The sequence below is a fragment of the Pseudogulbenkiania sp. MAI-1 genome (genome assembly GCF_000527175.1).
Lineage (GTDB): Bacteria > Pseudomonadota > Gammaproteobacteria > Burkholderiales > Chromobacteriaceae > Pseudogulbenkiania.
In genome coordinates this window covers 1,325,857-1,348,296 of sequence record NZ_AZUR01000001.1, presented here as the reverse complement: position 1 = coordinate 1,348,296, position 22,440 = coordinate 1,325,857, and the positions used below count along the sequence as shown (strand labels likewise).

At 65.9% G+C, this 22,440-nt stretch carries 18 protein-coding genes; 7 read left to right on the top strand and 11 right to left on the bottom strand.

The window, feature by feature from the left end; genetic code table 11:
• Positions 1 to 30: 30 nt before the first annotated feature.
• Together PSEMAI1_RS0106265 and PSEMAI1_RS0106260 are read right to left on the bottom strand one after the other, a co-directional pair.
• The gene (locus PSEMAI1_RS0106265; RefSeq protein WP_024302045.1) at positions 31 to 957 is read right to left on the bottom strand and encodes an AEC family transporter; all 927 of its coding nucleotides are present in this window, start codon (positions 955 to 957) and stop codon (positions 31 to 33) included.
• Between the two features lie 173 nt (positions 958 to 1,130).
• Positions 1,131 to 2,024 (bottom strand): LysR substrate-binding domain-containing protein, encoded by an 894-nt coding sequence (locus tag PSEMAI1_RS0106260; protein ID WP_024302044.1) that lies wholly within the window; start codon positions 2,022 to 2,024, stop codon positions 1,131 to 1,133.
• A 426-nt stretch (positions 2,025 to 2,450) separates the two neighbouring features.
• On the opposite strand from PSEMAI1_RS0106260, the gene betB reads away from it, so the two are divergent.
• Together betB and betA are read left to right on the top strand one after the other, a co-directional pair.
• Positions 2,451 to 3,914, top strand: coding sequence for a betaine-aldehyde dehydrogenase (gene betB, locus PSEMAI1_RS0106250; protein ID WP_024302043.1), 1,464 nt, complete (start codon positions 2,451 to 2,453; stop codon positions 3,912 to 3,914).
• A 164-nt stretch (positions 3,915 to 4,078) separates the two neighbouring features.
• Positions 4,079 to 5,839: a choline dehydrogenase gene (gene betA, locus PSEMAI1_RS0106245; protein ID WP_024302042.1), complete on the top strand. Its 1,761-nt coding sequence runs from the start codon at positions 4,079 to 4,081 to the stop codon at positions 5,837 to 5,839.
• A 204-nt stretch (positions 5,840 to 6,043) separates the two neighbouring features.
• On the opposite strand, the gene fghA is transcribed toward betA, so the two are convergent.
• Complete coding sequence (gene fghA, locus PSEMAI1_RS0106240; RefSeq protein WP_198019657.1) at positions 6,044 to 6,883, bottom strand: S-formylglutathione hydrolase; 840 nt, start codon at positions 6,881 to 6,883, stop codon at positions 6,044 to 6,046.
• Between the two features lie 155 nt (positions 6,884 to 7,038).
• Complete coding sequence (locus PSEMAI1_RS0106235) at positions 7,039 to 8,157, bottom strand: S-(hydroxymethyl)glutathione dehydrogenase/class III alcohol dehydrogenase (protein ID WP_024302040.1); 1,119 nt, start codon at positions 8,155 to 8,157, stop codon at positions 7,039 to 7,041.
• A gap of 122 nt (positions 8,158 to 8,279) precedes the next feature.
• Between PSEMAI1_RS0106235 and PSEMAI1_RS0106230 the strand changes: the two genes are divergently transcribed.
• On the top strand, positions 8,280 to 9,167 hold the full coding sequence (locus tag PSEMAI1_RS0106230) for a LysR family transcriptional regulator (protein ID WP_024302039.1): 888 nt from the start codon (positions 8,280 to 8,282) through the stop codon (positions 9,165 to 9,167).
• On the opposite strand, the gene PSEMAI1_RS0106225 is transcribed toward PSEMAI1_RS0106230, so the two are convergent.
• Complete coding sequence (locus tag PSEMAI1_RS0106225) at positions 9,077 to 9,970, bottom strand: ABC transporter substrate-binding protein (protein WP_232219849.1); 894 nt, start codon at positions 9,968 to 9,970, stop codon at positions 9,077 to 9,079. The two genes, PSEMAI1_RS0106230 and PSEMAI1_RS0106225, sit on opposite strands and share 91 nt — an antisense overlap.
• Before the next feature lie 284 nt (positions 9,971 to 10,254).
• Here PSEMAI1_RS0106225 and PSEMAI1_RS0106220 point away from each other — a divergent pair, with 284 nt between their 5' ends.
• Together PSEMAI1_RS0106220 and PSEMAI1_RS0106215 are read left to right on the top strand one after the other, a co-directional pair.
• On the top strand, positions 10,255 to 11,754 hold the full coding sequence (locus tag PSEMAI1_RS0106220) for a sensor histidine kinase (protein ID WP_024302037.1): 1,500 nt from the start codon (positions 10,255 to 10,257) through the stop codon (positions 11,752 to 11,754).
• Entirely contained in the window at positions 11,751 to 13,346 is a 1,596-nt protein-coding gene (locus tag PSEMAI1_RS0106215; RefSeq protein ID WP_024302036.1) for a DUF3369 domain-containing protein, read from the top strand. Before PSEMAI1_RS0106220 ends, PSEMAI1_RS0106215 begins: the two co-directional genes overlap by 4 nt.
• A gap of 4 nt (positions 13,347 to 13,350) precedes the next feature.
• Here PSEMAI1_RS0106215 and PSEMAI1_RS0106210 read toward each other — a convergent pair whose 3' ends face one another.
• The gene (locus PSEMAI1_RS0106210) at positions 13,351 to 14,787 is read right to left on the bottom strand and encodes an RtcB family protein (RefSeq protein WP_024302035.1); all 1,437 of its coding nucleotides are present in this window, start codon (positions 14,785 to 14,787) and stop codon (positions 13,351 to 13,353) included.
• A gap of 53 nt (positions 14,788 to 14,840) precedes the next feature.
• The gene (locus PSEMAI1_RS0106205; RefSeq protein ID WP_024302034.1) at positions 14,841 to 15,287 is read right to left on the bottom strand and encodes an archease; all 447 of its coding nucleotides are present in this window, start codon (positions 15,285 to 15,287) and stop codon (positions 14,841 to 14,843) included.
• A 210-nt stretch (positions 15,288 to 15,497) separates the two neighbouring features.
• Here PSEMAI1_RS0106205 and PSEMAI1_RS0106200 point away from each other — a divergent pair, with 210 nt between their 5' ends.
• On the top strand, positions 15,498 to 16,481 hold the full coding sequence (locus tag PSEMAI1_RS0106200) for a CapA family protein (RefSeq protein ID WP_024302033.1): 984 nt from the start codon (positions 15,498 to 15,500) through the stop codon (positions 16,479 to 16,481).
• Here PSEMAI1_RS0106200 and PSEMAI1_RS0106195 read toward each other — a convergent pair.
• The 3 genes from PSEMAI1_RS0106195 to PSEMAI1_RS0106185 all read right to left on the bottom strand — a co-directional run bounded on the left by PSEMAI1_RS0106195 (position 16,478) and on the right by PSEMAI1_RS0106185 (position 19,196).
• Positions 16,478 to 17,797 (bottom strand): nicotinate phosphoribosyltransferase, encoded by a 1,320-nt coding sequence (locus PSEMAI1_RS0106195; RefSeq protein ID WP_024302032.1) that lies wholly within the window; start codon positions 17,795 to 17,797, stop codon positions 16,478 to 16,480. The two genes, PSEMAI1_RS0106200 and PSEMAI1_RS0106195, sit on opposite strands and share 4 nt — an antisense overlap.
• The gene (locus PSEMAI1_RS0106190) at positions 17,794 to 18,387 is read right to left on the bottom strand and encodes an isochorismatase family protein (RefSeq protein WP_036986427.1); all 594 of its coding nucleotides are present in this window, start codon (positions 18,385 to 18,387) and stop codon (positions 17,794 to 17,796) included. Before PSEMAI1_RS0106190 ends, PSEMAI1_RS0106195 begins: the two co-directional genes overlap by 4 nt.
• A gap of 143 nt (positions 18,388 to 18,530) precedes the next feature.
• Entirely contained in the window at positions 18,531 to 19,196 is a 666-nt protein-coding gene (locus tag PSEMAI1_RS0106185) for a dienelactone hydrolase family protein (protein WP_024302030.1), read from the bottom strand.
• A gap of 259 nt (positions 19,197 to 19,455) precedes the next feature.
• On the opposite strand from PSEMAI1_RS0106185, the gene moeB reads away from it, so the two are divergent.
• Positions 19,456 to 20,622, top strand: coding sequence for a molybdopterin-synthase adenylyltransferase MoeB (gene moeB, locus PSEMAI1_RS0106180; protein ID WP_024302029.1), 1,167 nt, complete (start codon positions 19,456 to 19,458; stop codon positions 20,620 to 20,622).
• A 50-nt stretch (positions 20,623 to 20,672) separates the two neighbouring features.
• On the opposite strand, the gene PSEMAI1_RS0106175 is transcribed toward moeB, so the two are convergent.
• Positions 20,673 to 22,283, bottom strand: coding sequence for a methyl-accepting chemotaxis protein (locus PSEMAI1_RS0106175; protein ID WP_024302028.1), 1,611 nt, complete (start codon positions 22,281 to 22,283; stop codon positions 20,673 to 20,675).
• Positions 22,284 to 22,440 lie beyond the last annotated feature (157 nt).

The window sequence follows — 22,440 nt, the reverse complement described above, 5'->3', positions numbered from 1 at the left end:
AGGCAAGCCGGGGGGCTTACCACCAGGGGCCTAGACCCAGCCCATCAGACCGAGCACCGACAGCGGCAGGGCCAGACCGGCCAGCACGGTCTGGCTGGCGATGATGCCGGCCATCAAGGGCGCATCGCCGCCGAGCTGCCGGGCCATGATGTAGGAGGAGGATGCCGTCGGCAGCGCCTGGAACAGCAGCGCCGCTATCGCGGCGGGGCCTTGCAGGCCGAAGACATGACAAGCGGCCAGCGTTGCCAATGGCATCAACGCGAACTTGGTCAGCGAGGCGACACCCACCGGGCGCATCCAGCTTCGTGCCGTCGAAAAATCCAGCGCCGCGCCCACGCACAGCAGTCCCAGCGGCAGGGGGGCCTGCCCCAAGGCCTTGAGCACCGGCTCGACCACGGCGGGCAGGCCCAAGCCCGTCACCTGCAAGACGATGCCGATGAAACAGGCGACTACCAGCGGGTTGAGTGCCAGTTGCCGGGCAATGCCCCTGAGCGAGGGATTGCCGTTGCGGCCATAGCGAGCGAACACCAGCACGCAGAGCACATTGACCGTCGGCACGATGGCGGCGTTGGCCACCGCCGCCAGGGCCACCCCCTGAGCCCCGAACAATCCGGCCGCCGCGGATACGCCGACGTAATTGTTGAAACGCACGCCGCCCTGGAACACGGAGGTGAAGGCCGCGTCATCGACCATCAGATGTCGGCGCATGGCAACCAGCATCGCCGCCACCGACAGGGTCGACACTGCCAGGGTCGCGACCATGGCCAGCACCGGCACGCCGCCCAGGCGGGCGGTAGCGAGGCCATGAAGGAACAAGGCGGGCAGCAGGACGTAATAGCCCAGTCGCTCGGCCTGCGGCCAGAACGACTCCGCCAGAAAGGCACGGCGGCGCAGGCCAGCCCCTAGGGCGATCAGCAGGGCAATGGGCAGCAGCGCCAGCAGTAACGTGATGATCATCGCCCGCCTCCCACGGTGGCGACACGGCAGGCCATCGGCAGGATAGGTGAAAGGGCCGGGGTGTGGGGGCGGGTCTCTGGGTTCATGGTAGCGCTCAAGCACTGGAAGACATGGCGCTACGATAACGGCGATTTTGCTTTAAAAAAATCGAGATAAAATCGAGCAACCCTCAATTATTTCTCATGGATTGCTTCGTCACCGGCCTGCGCCCGGATCGCCTCGGCCAAGGCGGCGGCGAGACGGCCGGCGGGCCGGTCTTCGCGCTCCAGCATCACCACCCGGCGTAACTGCTGCGGTTCGGCAAAGGGCAAGCACGTCAACCCGGAAAGCCGATCAAGCTCACTGCTCGACAGCGGAACGATGGCAACGCCAAGCCCGCTGGCAACCATCTTGACAATCGCCTCCTGGCTGTCGAGTTCCATGTCGGTCTGCACACGCACGCGCATACGGCGCAGCTCGCTGTCGATGGTCCGGCCGGCCCAGGCCCGCCGGTCGAAGCGAATGAACGGATACTCCTGCAGCAGGCTTTTGGCGTCCAGAGAGCCCAGGCCAGGCGGACCGATGATCCAGAACCCTTCCTGATACAGTGGCGTGCTGACCAGCCCGGAGGGGAAAGGCTTGACCGGCTCGGTAGTCACGGCGGCGTCCAACTCGCCCGCATCGAGGCGGATCGCCAGTTCCGCCGACATCCCCGAGAAGACCTGCACGCGAAACCGTGGGTGGGCCTGGCGCAAGGCGGCCAGCGCCAGCGGCAGGGTTCCGGCCAAGGCCGTCTGGATCGCGCCTATGCGCAGACGCCCCGCCAGTTCGCCGCCCTCGCCCAGTTCGGCGGCAATGCCGTCATACAGCGCGAGAATCTCCCGCGCCCGTTCCACTGCCCGGTGCCCGGCGTCGGTCAGCACCGGCACCCGGCGCGTGCGATCGAACAGCGGCGCATTGAAATCTTCTTCGAGACTGCGCACGTGCAGGCTGACGGCCGACTGCGTCAGGCACACGGCTTCGGCAGCGCGGGCGAAGGAGCCGTACTGGGCAATCGCAACCAGGGTGCGCAAAGCGCGTAGCGACATTCCGCCAATCTCCCGACCAGGTGATCGTTCCAAACCCGGACTTTCAGGCCGGTTTCCTCGGTCAGGAGGTTACATGAAGACGCCGATGCTTAGCGAGGGGTGCTTCGTCTCGGGAAGGCATGCTTGGTCGCCAGCCGCCCACGTCAGCCGGCGGCATCCAGGTGCGACACCACCTCAGCGCACCTCCGATACTCCTTCCAGCGTCATGCCAGGCGTCTCCATCCCGAGCAGATACACCGTACGGCCGTAGACGTAGATCATGGCGGGGCTTCCGTGGCAATGCGACCGTGTCGCCGCTTGAAGGGTTGACGTCGGAAACAGACAGGAGGCCAGAGGGGGTGACGTGGCTCAATCTAGGTCGTATAAAGGCGCGCTGCGGCATGAGCCAAAGACAGCCACGCAAGGGTCAACGACAAAGGAGCTACAGTGAGCGACAACATTCTGCGCAGCTATATCGGTGGGCGTTACATCGACAACCCGTCCCTGCCGCTGGTGGACAATATCAATCCGGCCACCGGCGAGGTGATCTGCCGCGTGCAGCAGGCCGGCGAAGCCGAAGTGCAGCTCGCCATCGAATCCGCGCGCAAGGGCTTCGAAGTGTGGTCGGCGATGACCGGCGCCGAGCGCGGCCGCATCCTCAATCGTGCCGTGCAGATCCTGCGCGAGCGCAACCGCGAGCTCGCCGAGCTCGAAGTGCGCGACAACGGCAAGCCGATCCAGGAAGCCGAGGTGGTGGACGTGCTGTCCGGTGCCGACTGCATCGAATACTTCGCCGGGCTCGCCGCCAGCATCCATGGCCAACAGTTCCCGCTCAAGGGCGCCTTCGCCTACACCCGGCGCGAGCCGCTGGGCATCTGCTTCGGCATCGGCGCCTGGAACTACCCCCTGCAGATCGCCTGCTGGAAGTCCGGCCCGGCGCTGGCCTGCGGCAACGCGATGATCTACAAGCCGGCGTCGCTGACGCCGATGACGGCGGCCAAGCTGGCCGAGATCTACACCGAGGCCGGCGTGCCGGACGGCGTGTTCAACGTGATCCAGGGCACCTCGGCTGCTGCGCGCCAACTGATCGCCCACCCCGAGGTGGCCAAGGTGTCGATCACCGGCTCGGTAGACACCGGCAAGGCGATCATGGCCGACGCCGCCAAGACGCTGAAGCGCATCACCATGGAGCTGGGCGGCAAGTCGCCACTGGTGATCTTCGACGATGCCGACCTCGACCAGGCGGTCTCGGCGGCGATGCTGGCCAACTTCTACACCCAGGGCGAGATCTGCACCAACGGCACGCGCGTGTTCGTACACGATTCGATCTACGACGCCTTCCTCGAGAAGCTGGTCACGCGCACCCGCAAGCTCAAGATCGGCGATCCGATGGACCCGGCAACCCAGGTGGGCGCGCAGGTGTCCAAGGGTCATGCGGACAGCGTGATGCAGTACATCGAACAGGGTAAGGCGGAAGGCGCCAGGCTCCTGGCCGGTGGCAACCGCGTAACGGTGCCGGGCTGCGAGGGCGGCAACTTCATCGCCCCAACCATCTTCGCCGACTGTACCGACGAGATGAGCATCGTGCGCGAGGAGATCTTCGGCCCGGTGATGTCGGTGCTGCGCTTTAGCGATGAAGAGGAAGTGATCCGCCGCGCCAACAACACCCGCCTGGGCCTCGCTGCCGGCGTGTTCACCAAGGATCTGGCCCGCGCCCACCGCGTGGTCGGCAAGCTGCAGGCCGGCGTATGCTGGATCAACAACTACAACATCACCCCGATCGAGATGCCGTTCGGCGGCCTGAAGGAGTCGGGCATCGGCAGCGAGAACAGCCTGGTGACGCTGGACCACTACACCCAGCTCAAGAGCGTGTACGTGGAGTTGTCCGGCGTGGCTTGCCCGTACGAATGAGCCACTAACAAGAACCTTCCTGGCGTTGTTGCGCTCGCGTGCGAATCTCTCGTTGAGATTCGCCCAGCAAGCACTTGCCGTACTAATTTGTACTGTCTGCGGCCGCGCGCCTAGCCAGGACCGCTGCGCTAGGTTTTGTTAGCGACTCTACGAAGAGAAGAGTGATGAAAACGGAATTCGACTACATCATCGTCGGCGCCGGTTCGGCCGGCTGCGTGCTGGCCGCGCGGCTGACCGAGGACCCGGACGTGACCGTGCTGCTGCTGGAGGCGGGCGGCCCGGACTGGCGGCTCGACTGGCGTACCCAGATGCCGGCGGCACTGGCCTACCCGCTGCAGGGCACGACCTACAACTGGGCCTACCTGACCGAGCCCGAGCCCCACATGAACAACCGCATCATGACCCAGGGCCGCGGCAAGGGCCTGGGAGGCTCGTCGCTGATCAACGGCATGGTCTACATCCGCGGCAACGCCATGGATTACGACGGCTGGGCCGAGAACAAGGGACTGGAGGACTGGAGCTACCTGGACTGCCTGCCCTACTTCCGCAAAGCCGAGACCTACGACAAGGGCGCCAACGACTACCATGGTGGCAGCGGCCCGCTGCACGTCACCACGCCAAAGGCCGACGTCAGCCCGCTATTCGAGGCCTTCGTCCAGGCCGGTGAGCAGGCCGGCTACCCGCGCACCGACGACCTGAACGGCTACCGCCAGGAGGGCTTCGGTCCGATGGACCGCACCACCACGGCGGACGGCAAGCGCTGCAGCACCTCGCGCGCCTACCTCGACGAGGCCCGCGAGCGCTCCAACCTGACGGTGCAGACGCGCGCGCTGGCCGACCGGATCCTATTCGAGGGCCAGCGCGCCGTCGGCGTCGCCTATCTGCAGGGAGACACGCTGAAGGAAGCGCGCGCGCGGCGCGAGGTGATCGTCAGCAACGGCGCCATCGCCAGCCCGCAGTTGCTGCTGCGCTCAGGTGTCGGCAACGCGGACGAGCTGAAGTCGATGGGCATCCAGGCGGTCATCCATCTGCCCGGCGTCGGCGAGAACCTGCAGGACCACCTCGAGATGTACGTCCAGTTCGAATGCAAGCAGCCGGTGTCCCTCTACCCGGCGCTGCAATGGTGGAACAAGCCCGGCATCGGCCTCGAGTGGTACCTGAAGGGCACCGGCCCCGGCGCCAGCAACCACTTCGAGGCGGGCGGTTTCATCCGCAGCGACGCCTCGTTCGCCTGGCCCAACCTGCAATACCACTTCCTGCCGCTGGCAGCGAACTACGACGGCAGCAATGCGGTGAAGGCACACGGCTTCCAGTGCCACGTCGGCTCGATGCGCTCGACCAGCACCGGCTACGTCAAACTCAAAAGCCGTGACCCGCGCGACAAGCCGCGCCTGCTGTTCAACTACATGGCCGATCCGATCGACTGGAAGGAATTCCGCGCCGCGGTCAGGCTGACGCGCGAGATCATCAACCAGAAGGCGATGGACCCGTTCCGCGGCAAAGAGATTCAGCCCGGCATCGGCGCCAAGAGCGACGCCGAGATCGACGCCTTCGTCAAGAGCCATGCCGAGACGGCTCTGCACCCGTCCTGCACCTGCAAGATGGGCGACGCGTCCGACCCGATGGCGGTGGTGGATAATGAAGGCCGCGTGCACGGGCTCACCGGGCTACGCGTGGTGGATGCCTCGATCATGCCGCGCGTGATTACCGGCAACCTGAACGCGCCGACCATCATGATGGCCGAGAAAATCGCCGACAAGATCCGCGGCCGGAAGCCGCTGCCGCGCTCGCAAGCGCCCTACTTCGTCGCCGACGGCGCCCCGCTCAAGCTGGGCCAAGCGGGCAGCAAGAAGAAGGGTGGTAAGAATAAGGGTGGCGAGGGGCTCATGCTGTACCCCCCCAAGAAGGCCGCCATCAAAGGCTGAGGCGGTTGCCATCGAGTGTTGGGGTAGGATGGGTGAAGGCACTCTGGGTGCCGTAACCCATCACCATCGCTCGATGGGTTGCGCTGCGCTTCACCCATCCTACATCCTGTGCCACAAAAAAAGCCGGAACACCGATCATACGGTGTTCCGGCTTTTTTCTTGTAGGGGCTTCGGCCAACCACTACATCACCTCTCCAACCTCACTCAGCCCCGCAAGGCAGCGGCATGGAAACGCAGGTGCTCCTCGATGAAGCTGGCGATGAAGTAGTAGCTGTGGTCGTAACCCGGCTGCATGCGCAGCGTCAGCGGGTAGCCGGCCTTGTCGGCGGCCTGCCGCAGCGCCTCGGGGCGCAGCTGGGTGGCGAGGAAGTCATCGGCATCGCCCTGATCGACCAGCAGCGGCAGTTGCTCGCTCGCCTCGGCCAGCAGCAGCGAGGCGTCCCATTCGCGCCAGCGGCTGCGCTCAGGGCCGAGGTAGCCGGTAAAGGCCTTCTCGCCCCACGGGCAGTTGACCGGGTTGCTGATCGGCGCAAACGCCGACACCGAGCGGTAGCGCCCCGGGTTGCGCAGCGCGCACACCAGCGCGCCGTGGCCGCCCATCGAGTGGCCGGAGACGGCACGCCGCCCGTCCACCGGGAACACGTCCTCGATCAGCGCCGGCAGCTCGTACACCACGTAGTCGTGCATGCGGTAGTGGGCGGACCACGGCGCCTGAGTGGCGTTGAGGTAGAAACCGGCGCCGAGGCCGAAGTCCCAGCCGCCGGCCGGGTCGCCCGGCACGCCCTCGCCGCGCGGGCTGGTATCGGGCGCCACCAGGGCGATCCCCAGCTCGGCCGCCACGCGCTGCGCGCCGGCCTTCTGCATGAAGTTCTCGTCGGTGCAGGTCAGCCCGGACAGCCAGTACAGCACCGGCACCCGCGCCTCGGCACTGGCCGACGGCGGCAGGTAGATGGAAAAATGCATCGTGCAGTTGAGCGTGCTCGAATGATGCGCGTAGCGCTTGAGCCACCCGCCGAAGCTCTTGTTGCACGACACCAGTTTCAGGGTATCGGTCATCGTCATGGCCTTGTGTTTCGGTGAGGAAGGTGCCTATTTCGGCAGGCGAGCGAGTCGTAGGATGGGTGGAGCGCAGCGAAATCCATCATCATCGATGGGTTTCGGCACTTTGTGCCTCCACCCATCCTACGGACGATCAGGCATCAACGATCGAACAGAATCACCGATCTAATGCTCTTCCCCTCGTGCATCAGGTCGAAGGCGGTGTTGATGTCGTCTAGCCCCATGGTGTGGGTGATGAAGGTGTCGAGCTCGAACTCGCCCTTCATGTAGCGGTCGACGTAGCTCGGCAGCTCGGAGCGGCCGCGGACGCCGCCGAAGGCCGAACCGCGCCACACGCGGCCGGTCACCAGCTGGAACGGACGGGTGCAGATCTCCTCGCCGGCGCCGGCCACGCCGATGATCACCGACTCGCCCCAGCCCTTGTGGCAGCACTCCAGCGCCGAGCGCATCACCTTGACGTTGCCGATGCACTCGAACGAGTAGTCGACGCCGCCGTCGGTCAGCTCGACGATCACTTCCTGGATCGGGCGGTCGTAGTCGAGCGGGTTGATCACGTCGGTGGCGCCCAGCTGCTTGGCGATCTCGAACTTGTCCGGGTTGATGTCGATGCCGATGATGCGGCTGGCCTTGGCCATCACCGAACCGATGATCGCGGACAGGCCGATGCCGCCCAGGCCGAAGATGGCCACGGTGGAGCCCGGCTCGACCTTGGCGGTGTTCATCACCGCGCCCATGCCGGTGGTGACGCCGCAGCCCAGCAGGCACACCTTCTCCAACGGCGCTTCCTTGCTGATCTTGGCGACGGCGATCTCCGGCAGCACGGTGTACTCGGAGAAGGTCGAGGTGCCCATGTAGTGGTAGATCGGCTTGCCGTCTTTCGAGAAGCGGCTGGTGCCGTCCGGCATCAGGCCCTTGCCTTGGGTGGCGCGAATCGCCTGGCACAGGTTGGTCTTGCCCGACAGGCAGAACTTGCACTTGCCGCATTCCGGGGTGTAGAGCGGGATGACGTGGTCGCCCGGCTTGACCGAGGTCACGCCCGGGCCGACTTCCTCGACGATGGCGCCGCCCTCGTGGCCGAGAATGGCTGGGAAGATGCCTTCCGGATCGGCGCCGGACAGGGTGTAGGCGTCGGTGTGGCAGACGCCGGTCGCCACCATGCGCAGCAGTACCTCGCCCTCTTTCGGGCCTTCCACATCCACCAGTTCGATTTCCAGCGGGCGCTTGGCGCCCCAGGCTACGGCAGCACGCGATTTGATCATGATGTTCTCCCGGAAAAAAGTTATCGCGACAGTATCAGCCGTGCCTGTGGGCTTTAAAAGACGAATTCCGGGAAACATTATTGCTGCTGAGGGATAATGAGCACTTCGGGGAAAGGATGGGCATGGACAGCTGGGAAGGGATAGCGGAATTTGTCGCCGTGGCCGAGAGCGGCAGCTTCTCGCGCGCGGCGGAGCGGCTCAGGGTGTCGTCGTCGCACGTCAGCCGGCAGGTGATGCGGCTGGAGGAGCGGCTGCAAGCGCGCCTGTTCTACCGCAGCACGCGCAAGGTCAGCCTGACCGAGGCCGGGCAGATTTTCTTCAGCCACTGCCAGCAGTTGCAGGAAGCGCGCGACGAGGCCTTTCTCGCCGTCAACGCGCTGCACAGCAGCCCCAAGGGTCTGCTGCGCATGACCTGCGCCGTCACCTACGGCGAGCTCTTCGTGGTGCCGCTGGTGAACGATTTCATGACCGAACACCCCCAGCTCGCGGTGGAGATCGAGCTGACCAACCGCACTGCCGACCTGGTGCACGAAGGCTTCGACCTCGCCATCCGCCTGGGCCAGCTGGCCGATTCCAGCCTGATCGCCACCCGCCTGGCCCCGCGCACCATGCACCTGTGCGCCTCCCCCGCCTATCTCGCCCATCACGGCACGCCGCACACGCTGGGCGAGCTCGCGCGTCACCAATGCCTGATCGGCACCTCATCGGTATGGAGTTTCCAGCTCGACGACCGGCCCTGGCATTTCAAGCCGCAAGGGCGCTGGCGCTGCAACAGCGGGCCGGCGGTGCTGGATGCCGCGCTGCGTGGTTTCGGCCTGTGCCAGCTACCGGACTACTACGTGCGCGAGCCGCTGCGCCAGGGGCGGTTGGTGGAATTACTGCCGGCGCACACCCCGCCCAACACAGCAGTGTGGGCGGTCTACCCGCAGCAGCGCCATTTGTCGGCCAAGCTCAGGCTGATGATCGACCACCTCAGGGACGGACTCGCTAGGCTGCCGGAATATCGCTGAAAGCCGGTATCACCTGCTCCCAACCGTCTTGCTACGGCTGCGCCGGGTCTTCCGCCAACCAGGCGGAGTTCCGGCGCCAGCTCACGCCGCAGCCGCTCCAGCGAGCCATCCCGGCGCAAGGCGGCGAGCCCGACGTTGAAATCCGCCACATGTTTTTTCCAGTCTGGTACGCGTTTGGAAAAACCGACATAGAGCGGCAGCGTGTATACGGGGGGCTCCAGCCAGACCAGCCGATCGCGCTGTCCCGGCAGGCGGTACTGCAGCAGGTAGCTCGCCACCCCCTTGTCGATCAGCGCGAGGTCGACCCGCCCCACCGCCAGCTTGCGCAGATTGGCCTCGTCGTCGAGCGCCTCCTCGGTACGCAGCCGGGCGGCTTCGAAATTGGGCGGATTGAGATAGCCGCGTACCACGCCGATGGTCAAGCGCTTCAGCTTGGAGAGGTCGTGCACGTCCGGCCGGCGGTCGGCCCGGCCATAGAAACCGATCTCGTTATCCAGCAACGGATGGCTGTAGGCCAGAAAAGCCTCGCGCTCCTTGGAACGCCATACCGCGATGATACCGTCACCGCTGCCCTCCTGGACTTCGTGGATGGCGCGCGCCCACGGCCGGTATCGGATCACCACCAGGTGCCCGGCACGCTCGAACGCCGCGACCGTGATCGCGGTGACGATTCCTTCCTGCGGCAAGGCGCGGCTGGTATAGGGCGGGTACTCGGTGGCGAGCAGTGTCAGCGTTTCCGCCTGGCACAAGGCGCCAAGCATGCACAAAAGCCCGGCGACCAGCGTCTTTCGACCTGCGCTCACGGCCCATCTCCTTGCACCGTAGTCAGACATGGCGGTTTTCCATCGGCGACTCCCGTCCACCTCCTCCAAAACAAGGCCAGCATCTATTTCAGTCTAGCGCCCTGATTTTGTTGAAAAAAGATCAAGAAAGCCCATTGCTGCCCCTCTCGCTGTTCTAAAAACCGGCGATCTGCCATCACGCAACGGCAAAGTGCGTTAACGCGCCTCGACAGTGTTCTATCTTGAAACTGTGAACCCAGGCCCCTCCTGGCCACACCCCTGAACTCACCCTGGCCGCCCACCTCATGAAATCCAGCATCGGCTTCCGGCTCAATCTTCTGTTCGTATTCCTGGTCACCGCGGTGCTGAGCGTATCCGGCGTACTGACGTACCTGAGCACGCGCCAACAACTGGAACAGCAATACGCCGAAGCGCGGCAGGCTGTGCAGCAGCGCATCCGCACCAACCTGCCGCTGCCGATCTGGAACCTGGACCTGGCGCTGCTGCAGCAGAATCTGATGGCGGAGCTGATTCCGCCGGTGACGCGCATCGCCGTGTACGAAGACAGCGGCAAGCTGCTGGCCGCCCAAGGCGAGCTGCCGGAGGAGTCGTCGGCCAGCGAGCCGATCGACATCCCGCTGTCGCTGCAGCAGTTCAATCAGCGCCATGCTCTCGGCCACGCCCGCGTGTGGCTGTCGCGCGAGCGCATCGAGGCCCAGCTGCGTACCCAGATCTGGAACCGCGTGGCCGAGATCCTGGCACTGGATGCCGTGCTGGTGGTGGTGTTGTCGCTCGGCCTGCGCCTGTTGGTGCTGCGCCCGCTGGGGACGCTCAAGAATGCGCTGGGGCTGGCTGCCGAGCACCAGGGCGGCGAAGAAAGCCTGACCCTGCTGACCGAGCGTCAGGACGAGTTCGGCGAGGTGGTGCGCAGCTTCAACCGCATCGCCCAGCGCCTGGCCCAGGACGTGGAAAAGGGCCGCCAGGCCGAGGCGGAAATCCGCCTTGCCTACGACAACCTCAAGCAGGCTCAGGCCACGCTGATGCAGAGTGAGAAGCTGGCGGCACTGGGCGGCCTGGTGGCTGGCATCGCGCACGAGATCAACACCCCGGTCGGCATCACGCTCACCTGCGCCAGCCTGCTGAACGACAAGACGCGCCAGCTGGCACGCCAGATGGATGCGGGACAAATAAAGAAATCGGACGTGCAAGGCTACGTGCAGACGGCGAGCGAGAGCGTCGAGCTGATCCAGGTGAATGCCGAGCGCGCGGCGCATCTGGTGCAAAGCTTCAAGCAGGTGGCGGTGGACCAGATGAGCGAGGCGCGGCGCGAATTCGACCTCGCCGGCTATCTGCAAGAGGTGATCGCCAGCCTGCGGCCCAAGTTCAAGCACAGCCCGGTGACCGTGACGATCGACTGCCCCGAGAAGATCCGCCTCGACAGCTATCCCGGCGCGCTGGCCCAGATCATCACCAACCTGCTGGTCAACTCGCTGACCCATGCCTTCGACGAGGGACAGCCAGGCCAGGTCACGATCCGTGCCCGGCAGGCGGACGGCACGATCACGCTGGAATTCGCCGACGATGGCAAGGGCATCCCCCCGGAGAACCTGAACCGGGTGTTCACGCCGTTTTTTACCACCCGGCGCAGTGCCGGCGGGAGCGGTCTGGGGCTGCACATTGTCTATAACATCGTGACAGGGCGACTGGGTGGACAGTTGCAGGTCGACAGCAAGCCCAACGAAGGCACGCGCTTCACGCTGCATTTCCCGGCGGTGGCCCCGCCAGTAAGCGAGGGTAAAGGATGAACAATTCCGAGACAGTACAAGACCAGGAAGACTGGCTGATAGAAGAGGAAGCAGCAGGGCCTGCCGTCGCCCCCCTGTTGCCGTGGCGCGTGCTGGTGGTGGATGACGAACCGGACGTGCACGCAGTGACCCGGCTGGCGTTGCAAGGGGTCGGCTACAGGGGACGCGGCATCGAGCTGTTGAGCGCCTACAGTGCCAAGGAAGGCATGGAGATATTGCGCCGCGAGAAAGACATCGCGCTGGTGCTGCTCGACGTGGTGATGGAAAGTGACCACGCCGGCCTCGAGATGGTGAAAGAGGTGCGCGAGGGGCTGGGCAACCGGCTGGTGCGCATCGTGCTGCGTACCGGCCAGCCCGGCCAGGCACCGGAACAGGAGGTGATCCTGTCCTACGACATCAACGACTACAAGGCCAAGACCGAACTCACCGCACAGAAGCTGTTCACCACGGTGATCGCCTCGCTGCGTGCCTACGAGAGCCTGTTCATCATCGAGCGCAGCCGCCAGGGGCTGGACGCCATCCTGGCCGCCACCGCCAACCTGTACCAGCTGCAGTCGCTGCGCGAATTCGCCTCCGGCGTACTGCACCAGATCAGCGCCATCCTCGAGGTCGGCACCAACGGCGTGCTGTGCGTCTGCGAGAACACACCCGCTGCGGGCAGTCCGCTGGAGGTGATCGCCGCCACCGGACTGTTTGCCGACCTGCAGCAGGCCGGGCAACTGGGGAACGACAGCGAAATCTACCAGGCCATGCAGCAGGCAGCGGCGCAGCACAGCTGCATCTTCGACCGCCCCGGCTCGGTGCTGTATTTCTCCACCCAGTCCAAGCGCACCTTCGTGATCTACTTCACCCCGCCCTGCCCGCTGCCGGAGGTGGACCAGGACCTGCTCAAGGTGTACTGCAACCGCATCGCCGCCGCCTTCGACAACCTGTACTACCACACCCAGATGAAGAACGCGCAGCAGGCCACGGTGGTGGCGCTGGCCGACCTGGCCGAATACCGCGACAGCACCACCGGCGACCACGTGCTGCGGGTGCAGCGCATGACCAACCTGATCGCCCACCGCATGGCCGCAAAAGGACTGCATCCGGACATCCTGACGCCCACCTTCCTCGAGATGGTGGGCATGGCGAGCATCCTGCACGACGTCGGCAAGGTCGCCACGCCGGACCTGATCCTGCACAACCCGAGCAAGCACAACCCGGAAGAATGGGAGGTGATGAAGCAGCACGCCAGCATCGGCGCCAAGATCCTGGAGAAGGCAGCCGGCATGGTCGAGGGGGAGAGCTATCTGTCGATCGGCGCGGAAATCGCCGCCGGCCACCACGAGTACTACAACGGCAAGGGCTACCCCGCCGGCGCGACCGGGACACAGATACCCTTGTCGGCACGCATCGTGGCGGTGGTCGACGTGTTCGACGCGCTGCTCTACAGCCGCCCCTACAAGGAAGCCTGGCCGCTGGCCGATTCGGTCGCCTACATCCGCGACCACGCCGGCGAGCACTTCGACCCGGAAGTGGTCGAGACCTTCCTGGAATTAATACACGAAGAACATCCCGACCTGGTGCTGCCGCCGGCGAAGGCGGCGTGAGACCTCAGCCCTTGATGCAGATCTTGGGCCTGAGAAACGCCACGCGCCGCGCCAGCCCGGCGGCCTCGGTCACCTCCGCCACGCGGTCGACGTCCTTGTAGGCCCCCGGCGCCTCCTCCGCCGCGCCGCGTAGCGAGCCGGTGCGGATCAGGATACCCTGCGCCGCCAGCTCGTCCACCAATTGCCGGCCATGCCAGTACTTGAGCGCCTGGTGGCGGCTCATGGCGCGCCCGGCGCCGTGGCTGGCCGAGGCGAAGGCACGGTTCTGCTCCGGCGGATTGCCGGCCAGGATGTAGGACCCGGTGCCCATGCTGCCGCCGATGATCACCGGCTGGCCGACCGCCCGGTAGGCATCGGGCAGCCCGGCGTGACCGGGACCGAAGGCCCGCGTCGCGCCCTTGCGGTGCACGTACAGCGTGCGCTCGCCGCCGCCGTCGACGCGGTGCCGTTCCACCTTGCAGGTGTTGTGTGACACGTCGAACAGCGTCTCGATGCGGCTGCCTGGCCAGTAGCGCGCGAACACGCGCCGCGTCAGTGCGGCGAGAATCTGGCGGTTGGCCAGCGCGCAGTTGATGGCGCTGTTCATGGCGCCGAGATAGTGCTGTCCGACGTCGGAACGGATCGGCGCGCAGGCCAACTCGCGGTCCGGCAACGTCAGGCCGAGGCTGGCCGCCGATTTGGCCAACAGCAGCAGGTAATCGGTGCCGATCTGGTGACCGAGCCCGCGCGAGCCGCAATGGATCGACACCAGCACCTGTCCGACCTTCAGGCCGAAAGCCGCTGCCGCCTCGGCATCGAGGATGCGATCGACCACCTGCACTTCCAGGTAGTGATTGCCCGAACCCAACGTGCCCATCTCGCCCTGCTGGCGCTTCTTGGCGAGATCCGACACCCAGGCCGGTTCGGCGCCACTCACATTGCCCCGCTCCTCGATGAAGGGCAGATCGTCGGCCGGGCCGAAGCCCTGCTCCACCGCCCACAGCGCGCCCTGGCGCATCACGCGGTCGAGCTCCTTGACGGACAGCCGCAGCCGCCCCTCCTCGCCGACCCCGGCCGGAATCTCGCGGAACAGGCTATCGGCCAGATGATGGCGCTGCGCGATGAGTTCGTCCCACGTCAGGTCGGTGCGCAGGCAGCGGATGCCGCAGGAGATGTCGAAGCCCACGCCGCCCGCCGACACCACGCCGCCGGCGTCGGCGTCGAACGCGGCCACGCCGCCGATCGGAAAGCCGTAGCCCCAATGCGCATCGGGCATGGTCGTCGCCGCGCCCACCAGGCCGGGCAGCCGCGCCACGTTGCGGATCTGCTCCAGCACCTTGTCGTCCATGCCGCGTAGCAGCTCGGCGTCGGCGAACAGCCGCACCTCGCCGCATGCCTCACCGGCAGCCGGCGACAAGGTCCATTCGTATGGCCCTGCTTGCTGCAAGCGTGCGATGTCCATCGTTACACCTCCTGGCCACAATCGCTAAAACCTGTTCAGGCACATGGACAGGTTCACACGTCCACCACGCAGCGCGCCTGCCACCCGCCATCCTGCGGCGTCAACGAGAGCTGCGTCAGCGTGGCGCCTTTCACCTCGACACCGCGCTCCATCCCGTCCGTCCACGGCTGCCCCCACGCCTCGCCGCGCCAGTGGCTGCCGTCGTGGTGTAGCCGGAAGCGGCACAACGCCAGCCGCCGGCTCTGTGCCTCGGCCAGCAGCCGGTTGAGCCAGGTCACCAGCGCCAGCTCCGGGTCGGCCTCGTCGAACTCGAACGTGACAACCTGCTCCGGCCGCAGTGACGCCAGCTCGGTCATCACGCCGAACATGGCCTCGGCTGCCGCCTCCATCGCCGCCTCCGGCGTTGGTCCGCGCGCCTCGATGCCGAGGTCCGCGTCATGGTCGAAATAGCCGAAACGCGGCACCCGCTCGGCCGCTGGCACTACCTCCTCTCCGGCCATGGCAACGCCTCCGCTTGCTTGCCCCCGGTCACCTGCCGGAGCGTCTGTCGTGATTGATTCATTATACGAAGGGGGCCTGACGAAAGCGGCATGCCATTGATTTTTCAGGAAATACCTTGTCATCGAATGCCATATTCCAGCCAGGATTTCCTGCCCGAAGCGGCCACACCGGGCTAGCCTGAAAGAGAGGGGAGCGGAAAGGAGAGCACGATGACCACCCTGGCGCTGGCGGGCGACGTGATGCTGGGACGGCTGGCCAACGACGTGGTGAAGACCATGCCGCCGGCCCGGCCCTGGGGCAATCTGCTACCCCTGATGGCCCGCGCCGACGCCCGCCTCGTCAACCTGGAATGCGCCATCACCCGACACCTCAAACCGTGGACGCGCACCGAGAAGGTGTTCCATTTCCGCGCCGATCCGGGCGTGGTCGAGGTGCTGCGCGCGGCACGTATCGACGCAGTGTCGCTCGCCAACAACCACGTGCTCGACTACAACGAGACCGGTCTGCTCGACACCCTGCAGCACCTCGACCATGCCGGCATCGCCCACGCCGGCGCCGGGCATGATCTGGACGAAGCCTGCCGGCCGGCCCTGATCGACGCCGGCGGCTGCCAGGTGGCGCTGATCGCCATCACCGACAACGAACCCGAGTTCGCCGCCACGGCCGAGCGGCCGGGCACCCGCTACCTGCCGGTTTCCCCCGCCAGCCTGTCCGCCATCGAGACGCAGGTGCAGGCGGCACGCGCCGCCGGCGCCGAACTCGTCGTGCTGTCCAACCACTGGGGGCCGAACATGGTCGAGCGCCCGCCGCCGCACTTCCGTGACTTCGCCCGCGCCGCGATCGACCTCGGCGTGGATCTGTATTTCGGCCACAGCGCCCACCTGTGCCAGGGCGTCGAGATTCACCACGGCAAGCCCATCCTGTACGACACCGGCGACTTCATCGACGACTACGCCGTCGATTCGTGGCTGCGCAACGACTGGAGCTTCCTGTTCCTGGTGACGTTCGACGCCGGGCGGCTGCGGCGTCTCGACCTGATCCCGGCCACCCTCGGGCTGGCGGAGGTGCGGCGTGCGCAAGAACCCGACCGCTCGGCGATTTGTCAGCGCATGCAGACCCTGTCGACCGAGTTCGGCACCGAGTTCAGCAACCTCGACGGACGGCTGTGCTGGGAGGCCGATGACACGCCCTAATGCTCCTGCCGGTCCAGTTGCTCGGCCAGGTCTTGCAACGAGGGCGTGATCTCGACGCGATACGGCAGGCTCACCGGCAGCCGTGGCAACTGCTCGGCGACGAGGCGGCGGCTGTCTGCCAGCGTGACGGCGGCCCCCACTCGCCGCCCCTGCCGCATGCAGCACTGCAGCAAGGGCGTGCCGGCCGACGGCTCGTCTTGCAAGGCGACGACGTCGTGATCGAAATGCCCGTCCGCCGTGTAGCAGCGGTATACCTGCTTGCGGCCGGGCCAGGTCGCCTTGCCGGTGGAGCGCTTGCGCCGCGGCGTGCCGGCATACTCCTGCAGCTTGTAGACGCAGTCGAGATAAGGGCTGTCGCAGGAAGTATCGACGCGGGTGCCGACGCCGAAACCGTCGATCGGCGCATCGGCCGCCAGCAGTTTCTGCAGTTCGTCCTCGTCGAGGTTGCCGCTGCAGAAGATGCCGATACCCTGCTGCCCGGCCGCGTCGAGAATCGCCCGCACCGCCCGCGCGTGCGCCGCGAGGTCGCCGCTGTCGAGCCGCACCGACTTGATGCGGATGCCCTGCCGTGCCAACTGCGGCGCCAGTGCCGCCACCTTGCGCGCGGCGGCTTCGGTATCGTAGGTATCGATCAGCAGCACCACGTTGCCCGGCTGGGACAGGGCAAACTGCCGGAAGGCGTCCACCTCGTTGGCGTGCGCCTCGACGTAGGAATGCGCCATGGTGCCGAACACCGGGATGCCGAAACGCAGGCCGGCCAGCACCGTCGCCGTGCCGTCGTAGCCGGCCAGGTAGCAGGCGCGGGCGGCCAAGAGCCCGGCCTCGGCGCCGTGCGCCCGGCGCAGGCCGAAATCCACCAGCAGTTTGCCGGGTGCCGCCTGCACGCAGCGTACCGCCTTGGACGCCACCGAGGTCTGGAAATGCAGCAGGTTGATCAGCCGGCTCTCGATCAGCTGGGCCTGGGCGATGGGCGCCGTCACGCGCAGGAACGGCTCGTTGGGATAGAACAGCGTGCCTTCCAGCATGGCATGGATGTCGCCGTCGAAGCGGAAGTCCTTCAGGAAATCGAGAAACGCTGGCGAAAAGCGCCGCTGCGCCGCCAGCCAGTCGAGCTCGTCGGGGGCAAAGTGCAACCCCTCGACGTATTCCAGCACCTGCTCCAGACCCGCCGCGATCAGGAAATCGCGCCCCGGCGGCAGGGCGCGCACGAAACACTCGAATACCGCCGTGTCCGTCATGCCCTCGTCGAAATAGGCCTGCAGCATGGTCAGCTGATACAGATCGGTCAGCAGCGCACTGCCGGACGACCCGTTCATGCCGCGATATCCTGGAACACCACCGGATGGGCACCGAGCCGGCACATCTCGCCTTCGGCCCGCACGCCGTCGTCCGGATCGACGTTGACGGCGCGGATCGCGTCGACCAGCAGACACACCGTGAACCCCAGCTTCAGGCCGTCGCGCACGGTGTTGAGCACGCAGTAGTCGGTGGCGAGCCCGCCGACGAACAGGCGCTCCACCCCGTTGCGCTGCAGCGCATGCTCCAGCCGCGTGCCGTCGAAGCCGGAATAGGCGTCCCGCTTGGCATGCATCGCCTTCGACACGATGACGGTCGAGCGCGGCAGGTGCAGTCTTGGCGCGAACTGAGCCCCCTCGCTGCCGGCGATGCAATGCGCCGGCCACGGCCCCCCCTGCGGGATGAACGAACAATGGTCGGGGGGATGCCAATCCCGGGTGGCATATACCGGCAAACGCTGAGCCACAAACACATCGATATAACGGTTAAGCACCGGCACCACCTCGTCGCCGCAGCCCACCGCCAACCGTCCCCCGGGCAGGAAGTCGTTTTGCACGTCGACCACGATAAGGGCATCGCCGCGCGACAGCGTTATGACAGGCGGGGACATGGCAATCATCCCTAAGCAACAATTCCTCAATTTATTGTAGACCCGCTGTCTGGTTGCGGCAGGAACAACAAGACCCGCGCCGGCCATTCACTGCGGACCGGCGTGGCCATGAAGGAAGTGGGAAGGGGAATGCCGGTGCGGTTTCAGGAAGCCGGCGTACCATGGGGGGACAGGTGGGTGCGCAGCCACTGCGCGGCCTGATTCGCCACCTCGGTGAGCGTGCCCGGCTCCTCGAACAGATGGGTAGCGCCGGGCACGATGACGAGCGAGGTCGGACAGTGCATGTGCGCCTGCGCCTCGTGGTTGAGGCGGATGACCTCGGTGTCCAGTTCACCCACCAGCAGCAGGGTCGGGCTGACCACCTGGGCCAGCGCCGTCGCGCCGGCCAGATCGGGGCGGCCGCCGCGTGACACCACGGCGGCAATGTTCGCCCCCTGGTGTGCCGCCGCACGCAAAGCCGCCGCCGCGCCGGTGCTGGCGCCGAAATAGCCGAGCGGTAGCGAAGCGAACTCGGTCTGCTGCTGCAGCCAGACCGTGGCCGCCTCCAGCCGTTCGGTGAGCAGCCCGATATCGAAGCGCGTCTGGTAGACCTGGTCCTCCTCACGCGTCAAGAGATCGAACAGCAAGGTGGCAATGCCGGCCTCCTGCAGCACCTCGGCGACGTAATTGTTGCGCGGGCTGAAGCGTCCGCTGCCGCTGCCGTGGGCAAACAGCACGACGCCGACCGCTGAGGGGGGAATCTCGAGATGACCTTCGAGCGCAATTCCCTCCTGTACCGGAATGATGACTTCACGTTTGCCGCTTTGCATCTCGACCTCCTCGCCGGCACGCCGGCCTATCGCCCCTTCACTTTAGTCCATGGCGGAGGCGACCGGAGACGATGATCGGGGAGTGCCGTCACTTCCTATACTGGGATTTAGAGCCGCTAACAAAACCCAGTGCAACGGTCTTGGCTAGGCGCGCGGCCGCAGACAGTACAAGTAGTACGGCAAGGCCAAGCAACAACGCCAAGAGGGTTTTGTTAGCAGCTCTTAGCAGCAACCGCTCCCGACGCGGCAGGAGACACCCATGAAGGCCAAGGACAAGCAGCTTGCAGAACTGAAAACGCGCATCGCCGAGGTCACCCCGGGTGAGGCCCTGCGGCTGCAAACGCAGGGCGCCGCGCTGGTCGACGTGCGCGAGGCCGACGAAATCGCGCAGGGCAGCCCGCCTGGCGCGCACCGGCTCGGACGCGGCTATCTGGAACTACGCGTCGAGGAAGCCATTCCGGACTTCGACCAGCCGGTGGTGCTGATGTGCGACGGCGGCATACGCTCGCTGTTCGCCGCCGACAGCCTGGCCCGGCTGGGATACCGCCGGCTCTACTCGATGGCCGGCGGCTTTTCGCGCTGGAAGGCCGAGGGGCTGCCGTTCGAGCTCCCCTCGGCGCTCGACCACCAAGCGCGCGAGCGCTACGCACGCCATTTGACCCTTCCCGAGGTCGGCGAAGCCGGCCAGGCCCGGCTGCTCGCCTCCAAGGTACTGCTGATCGGCGCCGGCGGGCTGGGCTGCCCGGCCGCCTTCTACCTCGGCGCGGCCGGCGTGGGCACGCTCGGTTTCGTCGATCACGACGTGGTCGAGCTCAGCAATCTGCAACGCCAGATCCTGCACACCGAGACGAAGATCGGCATGCCCAAGGTGCTCTCGGCCCGCCAGGCCATCGAGGCGCTGAACCCGACCGTCAAGGTCGAGACCTACGAAACCCGGCTCACCAGCAACAACGTCGAGGACATCTTCGCCGGCTACGACGTGGTGGTCGACGGCTCGGACAACTTCACGACCCACTACCTGGTGAACGACGCCTGCGTGAAGCTCGGCATCCCCAACGTGCACGGTTCGGTGTACCGCTTCGAGGGCCAGGCCAGCGTGTTCTGGCCCGGCTACGGCAAACGGCGCGGGCCGTGCTACCGCTGCCTCTACCCGGAACCGCCGCCGGCCCAGTTCGCCCCCTCGTGCGTGGAGGCCGGCGTGCTCGGTGTGCTACCGGGGGTGATCGGCCTGATCGAAGCGGCCGAAACACTCAAGCTGCTGCTCGGCATCGGCGACCCGCTGGTCGGCCGCCTGCTGTGCTACGACGCCCTGCAGGCGCAATTCACCGAACTGGAACTGCAGCCCGACCCGGACTGCCCCTACTGCGCCTCCGGCCACCCCTTCCCCGGCTACATCGACTACGATCGCTTCTGCCAGACGGGCTGAGAGGGCGGCGGAATCAGTGATCCCTCCCCCGACTTGCCCGCTGCCCGCTCTCACAACCGGTAGGCGCTGACCACCTGGTGCATGCGGCCGGAGACCTCTTCCAGCCGCTCGGCCAGCGCCGCCGCCTGGGTCGCCGCGCCGCTGTTCTCCTCGGCCATCCGCGCCACCTGTTCCACCTGCTGGGCGATGGTGGTAGTCGCCTCGCCTTGCTCGCGGATCGCCTCGGTGATTTCGGATACCAGCCGCACGCTGTGGCCCGACGAGTCGGAGATGCTGCTCATCGACTGCTGCGCCGAGTTGGCACCGGCCACGCCCTGCTCGACCCGTGCCACGGCGTGCTGCATGCGCTCGACCGCGCTGCCCGACACGCTCTGGATGGTGCCGATGATGGTGCCGATCTCCTGGGTCGAGGCGGCGGTGCGCTCGGCCAGCTTGCGCACCTCGTCCGCCACTACCGCGAAGCCGCGTCCGGTTTCACCGGCGCGCGCCGCCTCGATGGCGGCGTTCAGCGCCAGCAGGTTGGTCTGGTCGGCGACGTCGCGGATGACATTGATCACCGAGACGATTTCCTTGCTCTTGGCGTCGAGCTGGCGGATGTCCTCGGCGGCGGTGTCGACCGCGGCGGCGATGGAATGAATATCGCTGACGGTCTGGCCGATCACCTGGCGCCCGCTCTCGGCACGGTCACCAGCCTCGCTGGAGAGCTGACGGGCCTCGCCGGCACGCTCGGCGACATGGTTGATGCTGACCGTCATCTGCTCGACCGAGGCGGCCATGTGCGAGGACGATTCGCTCTGCACGCCGGAACTCCGGGCCACCTGCTGCGAGGCACCAAGCAACTCGGCCGAGGACTGGCCCACTTCCTGCACACCTTGCTGCAGCTCTCTGAGGCTATCCTGCAGGCGGGCGATCAGGCGGTTGAAGGCGGTCAGCGTCTGGCTGACCTCGTCGCGGCCCTTGACCTCGGCACGATGAGTGAAGTCGAGCGACGCTTCGATGGCGCCAATGGTGCGCTGGGCGCGGGCAAGCCCGCCGCTGATCTGGCGGTAGATCAGCCAGCCCAGCACGCTGGTCAAGAGCAGGGTCGCCAGCACCGCGCCGCCGACGAGAAGTTTGGCCTGCCGAACCGTGCCTTCGGCCCGCAGCTTGCCCTGTTCAGCCGCCTTGATCTTGTAGTTCACGCTGGCTTCCAGGGCTAGTCGGGCAGCCAGCCCCGCCTTTTTGAGCGCACCCAGCTGAGGGCCGGCCTCGGCGATGCGGTCTTGGCGGGACAACGTGATGACCTGGCCGGCGATAGAGAAAAACTCCCCGAGTTGCTGCTTGGCCGCGTTGAATACCTTGCGCTCCCCCTCATCGGCAATCATCGTTTCATAGAGGGATAGCGACTGTTCCATGTCCTTGCGCCGCTGAGCCATGTCGTACTCCCGTTTTGACTTGGCAGCGGGCTCGGTAGCGGCAATGTGTTCCAGCAAGAGGATGCGGTAATTGAGAAACCGCACCGAACTCTTGTTGAGTTCCTGAAGACTGGGCAACGTGTTGGCATTGGTATAGGCCAGTTCCTCGTTGACACTGAGCAGCTGCCCGAGCGCCATGACCCCGATGAACACGCTGCCGGCGATGGCAGTGGCGATCAGCAACAAAAGCCGGTGGGTAATTTTCATTCTCAACCCTTTTTTAAAGTTTTACCGCATGACTTGGCTCACAAATATTAAATTTCTGTCAAAAACAGAAAAATGACAAGCGATAATTTGTGCAAAACAACAATTGCTAATGCATATTACAGGTATCGCGACGGCGCGATGATGCGATCTTGACGAA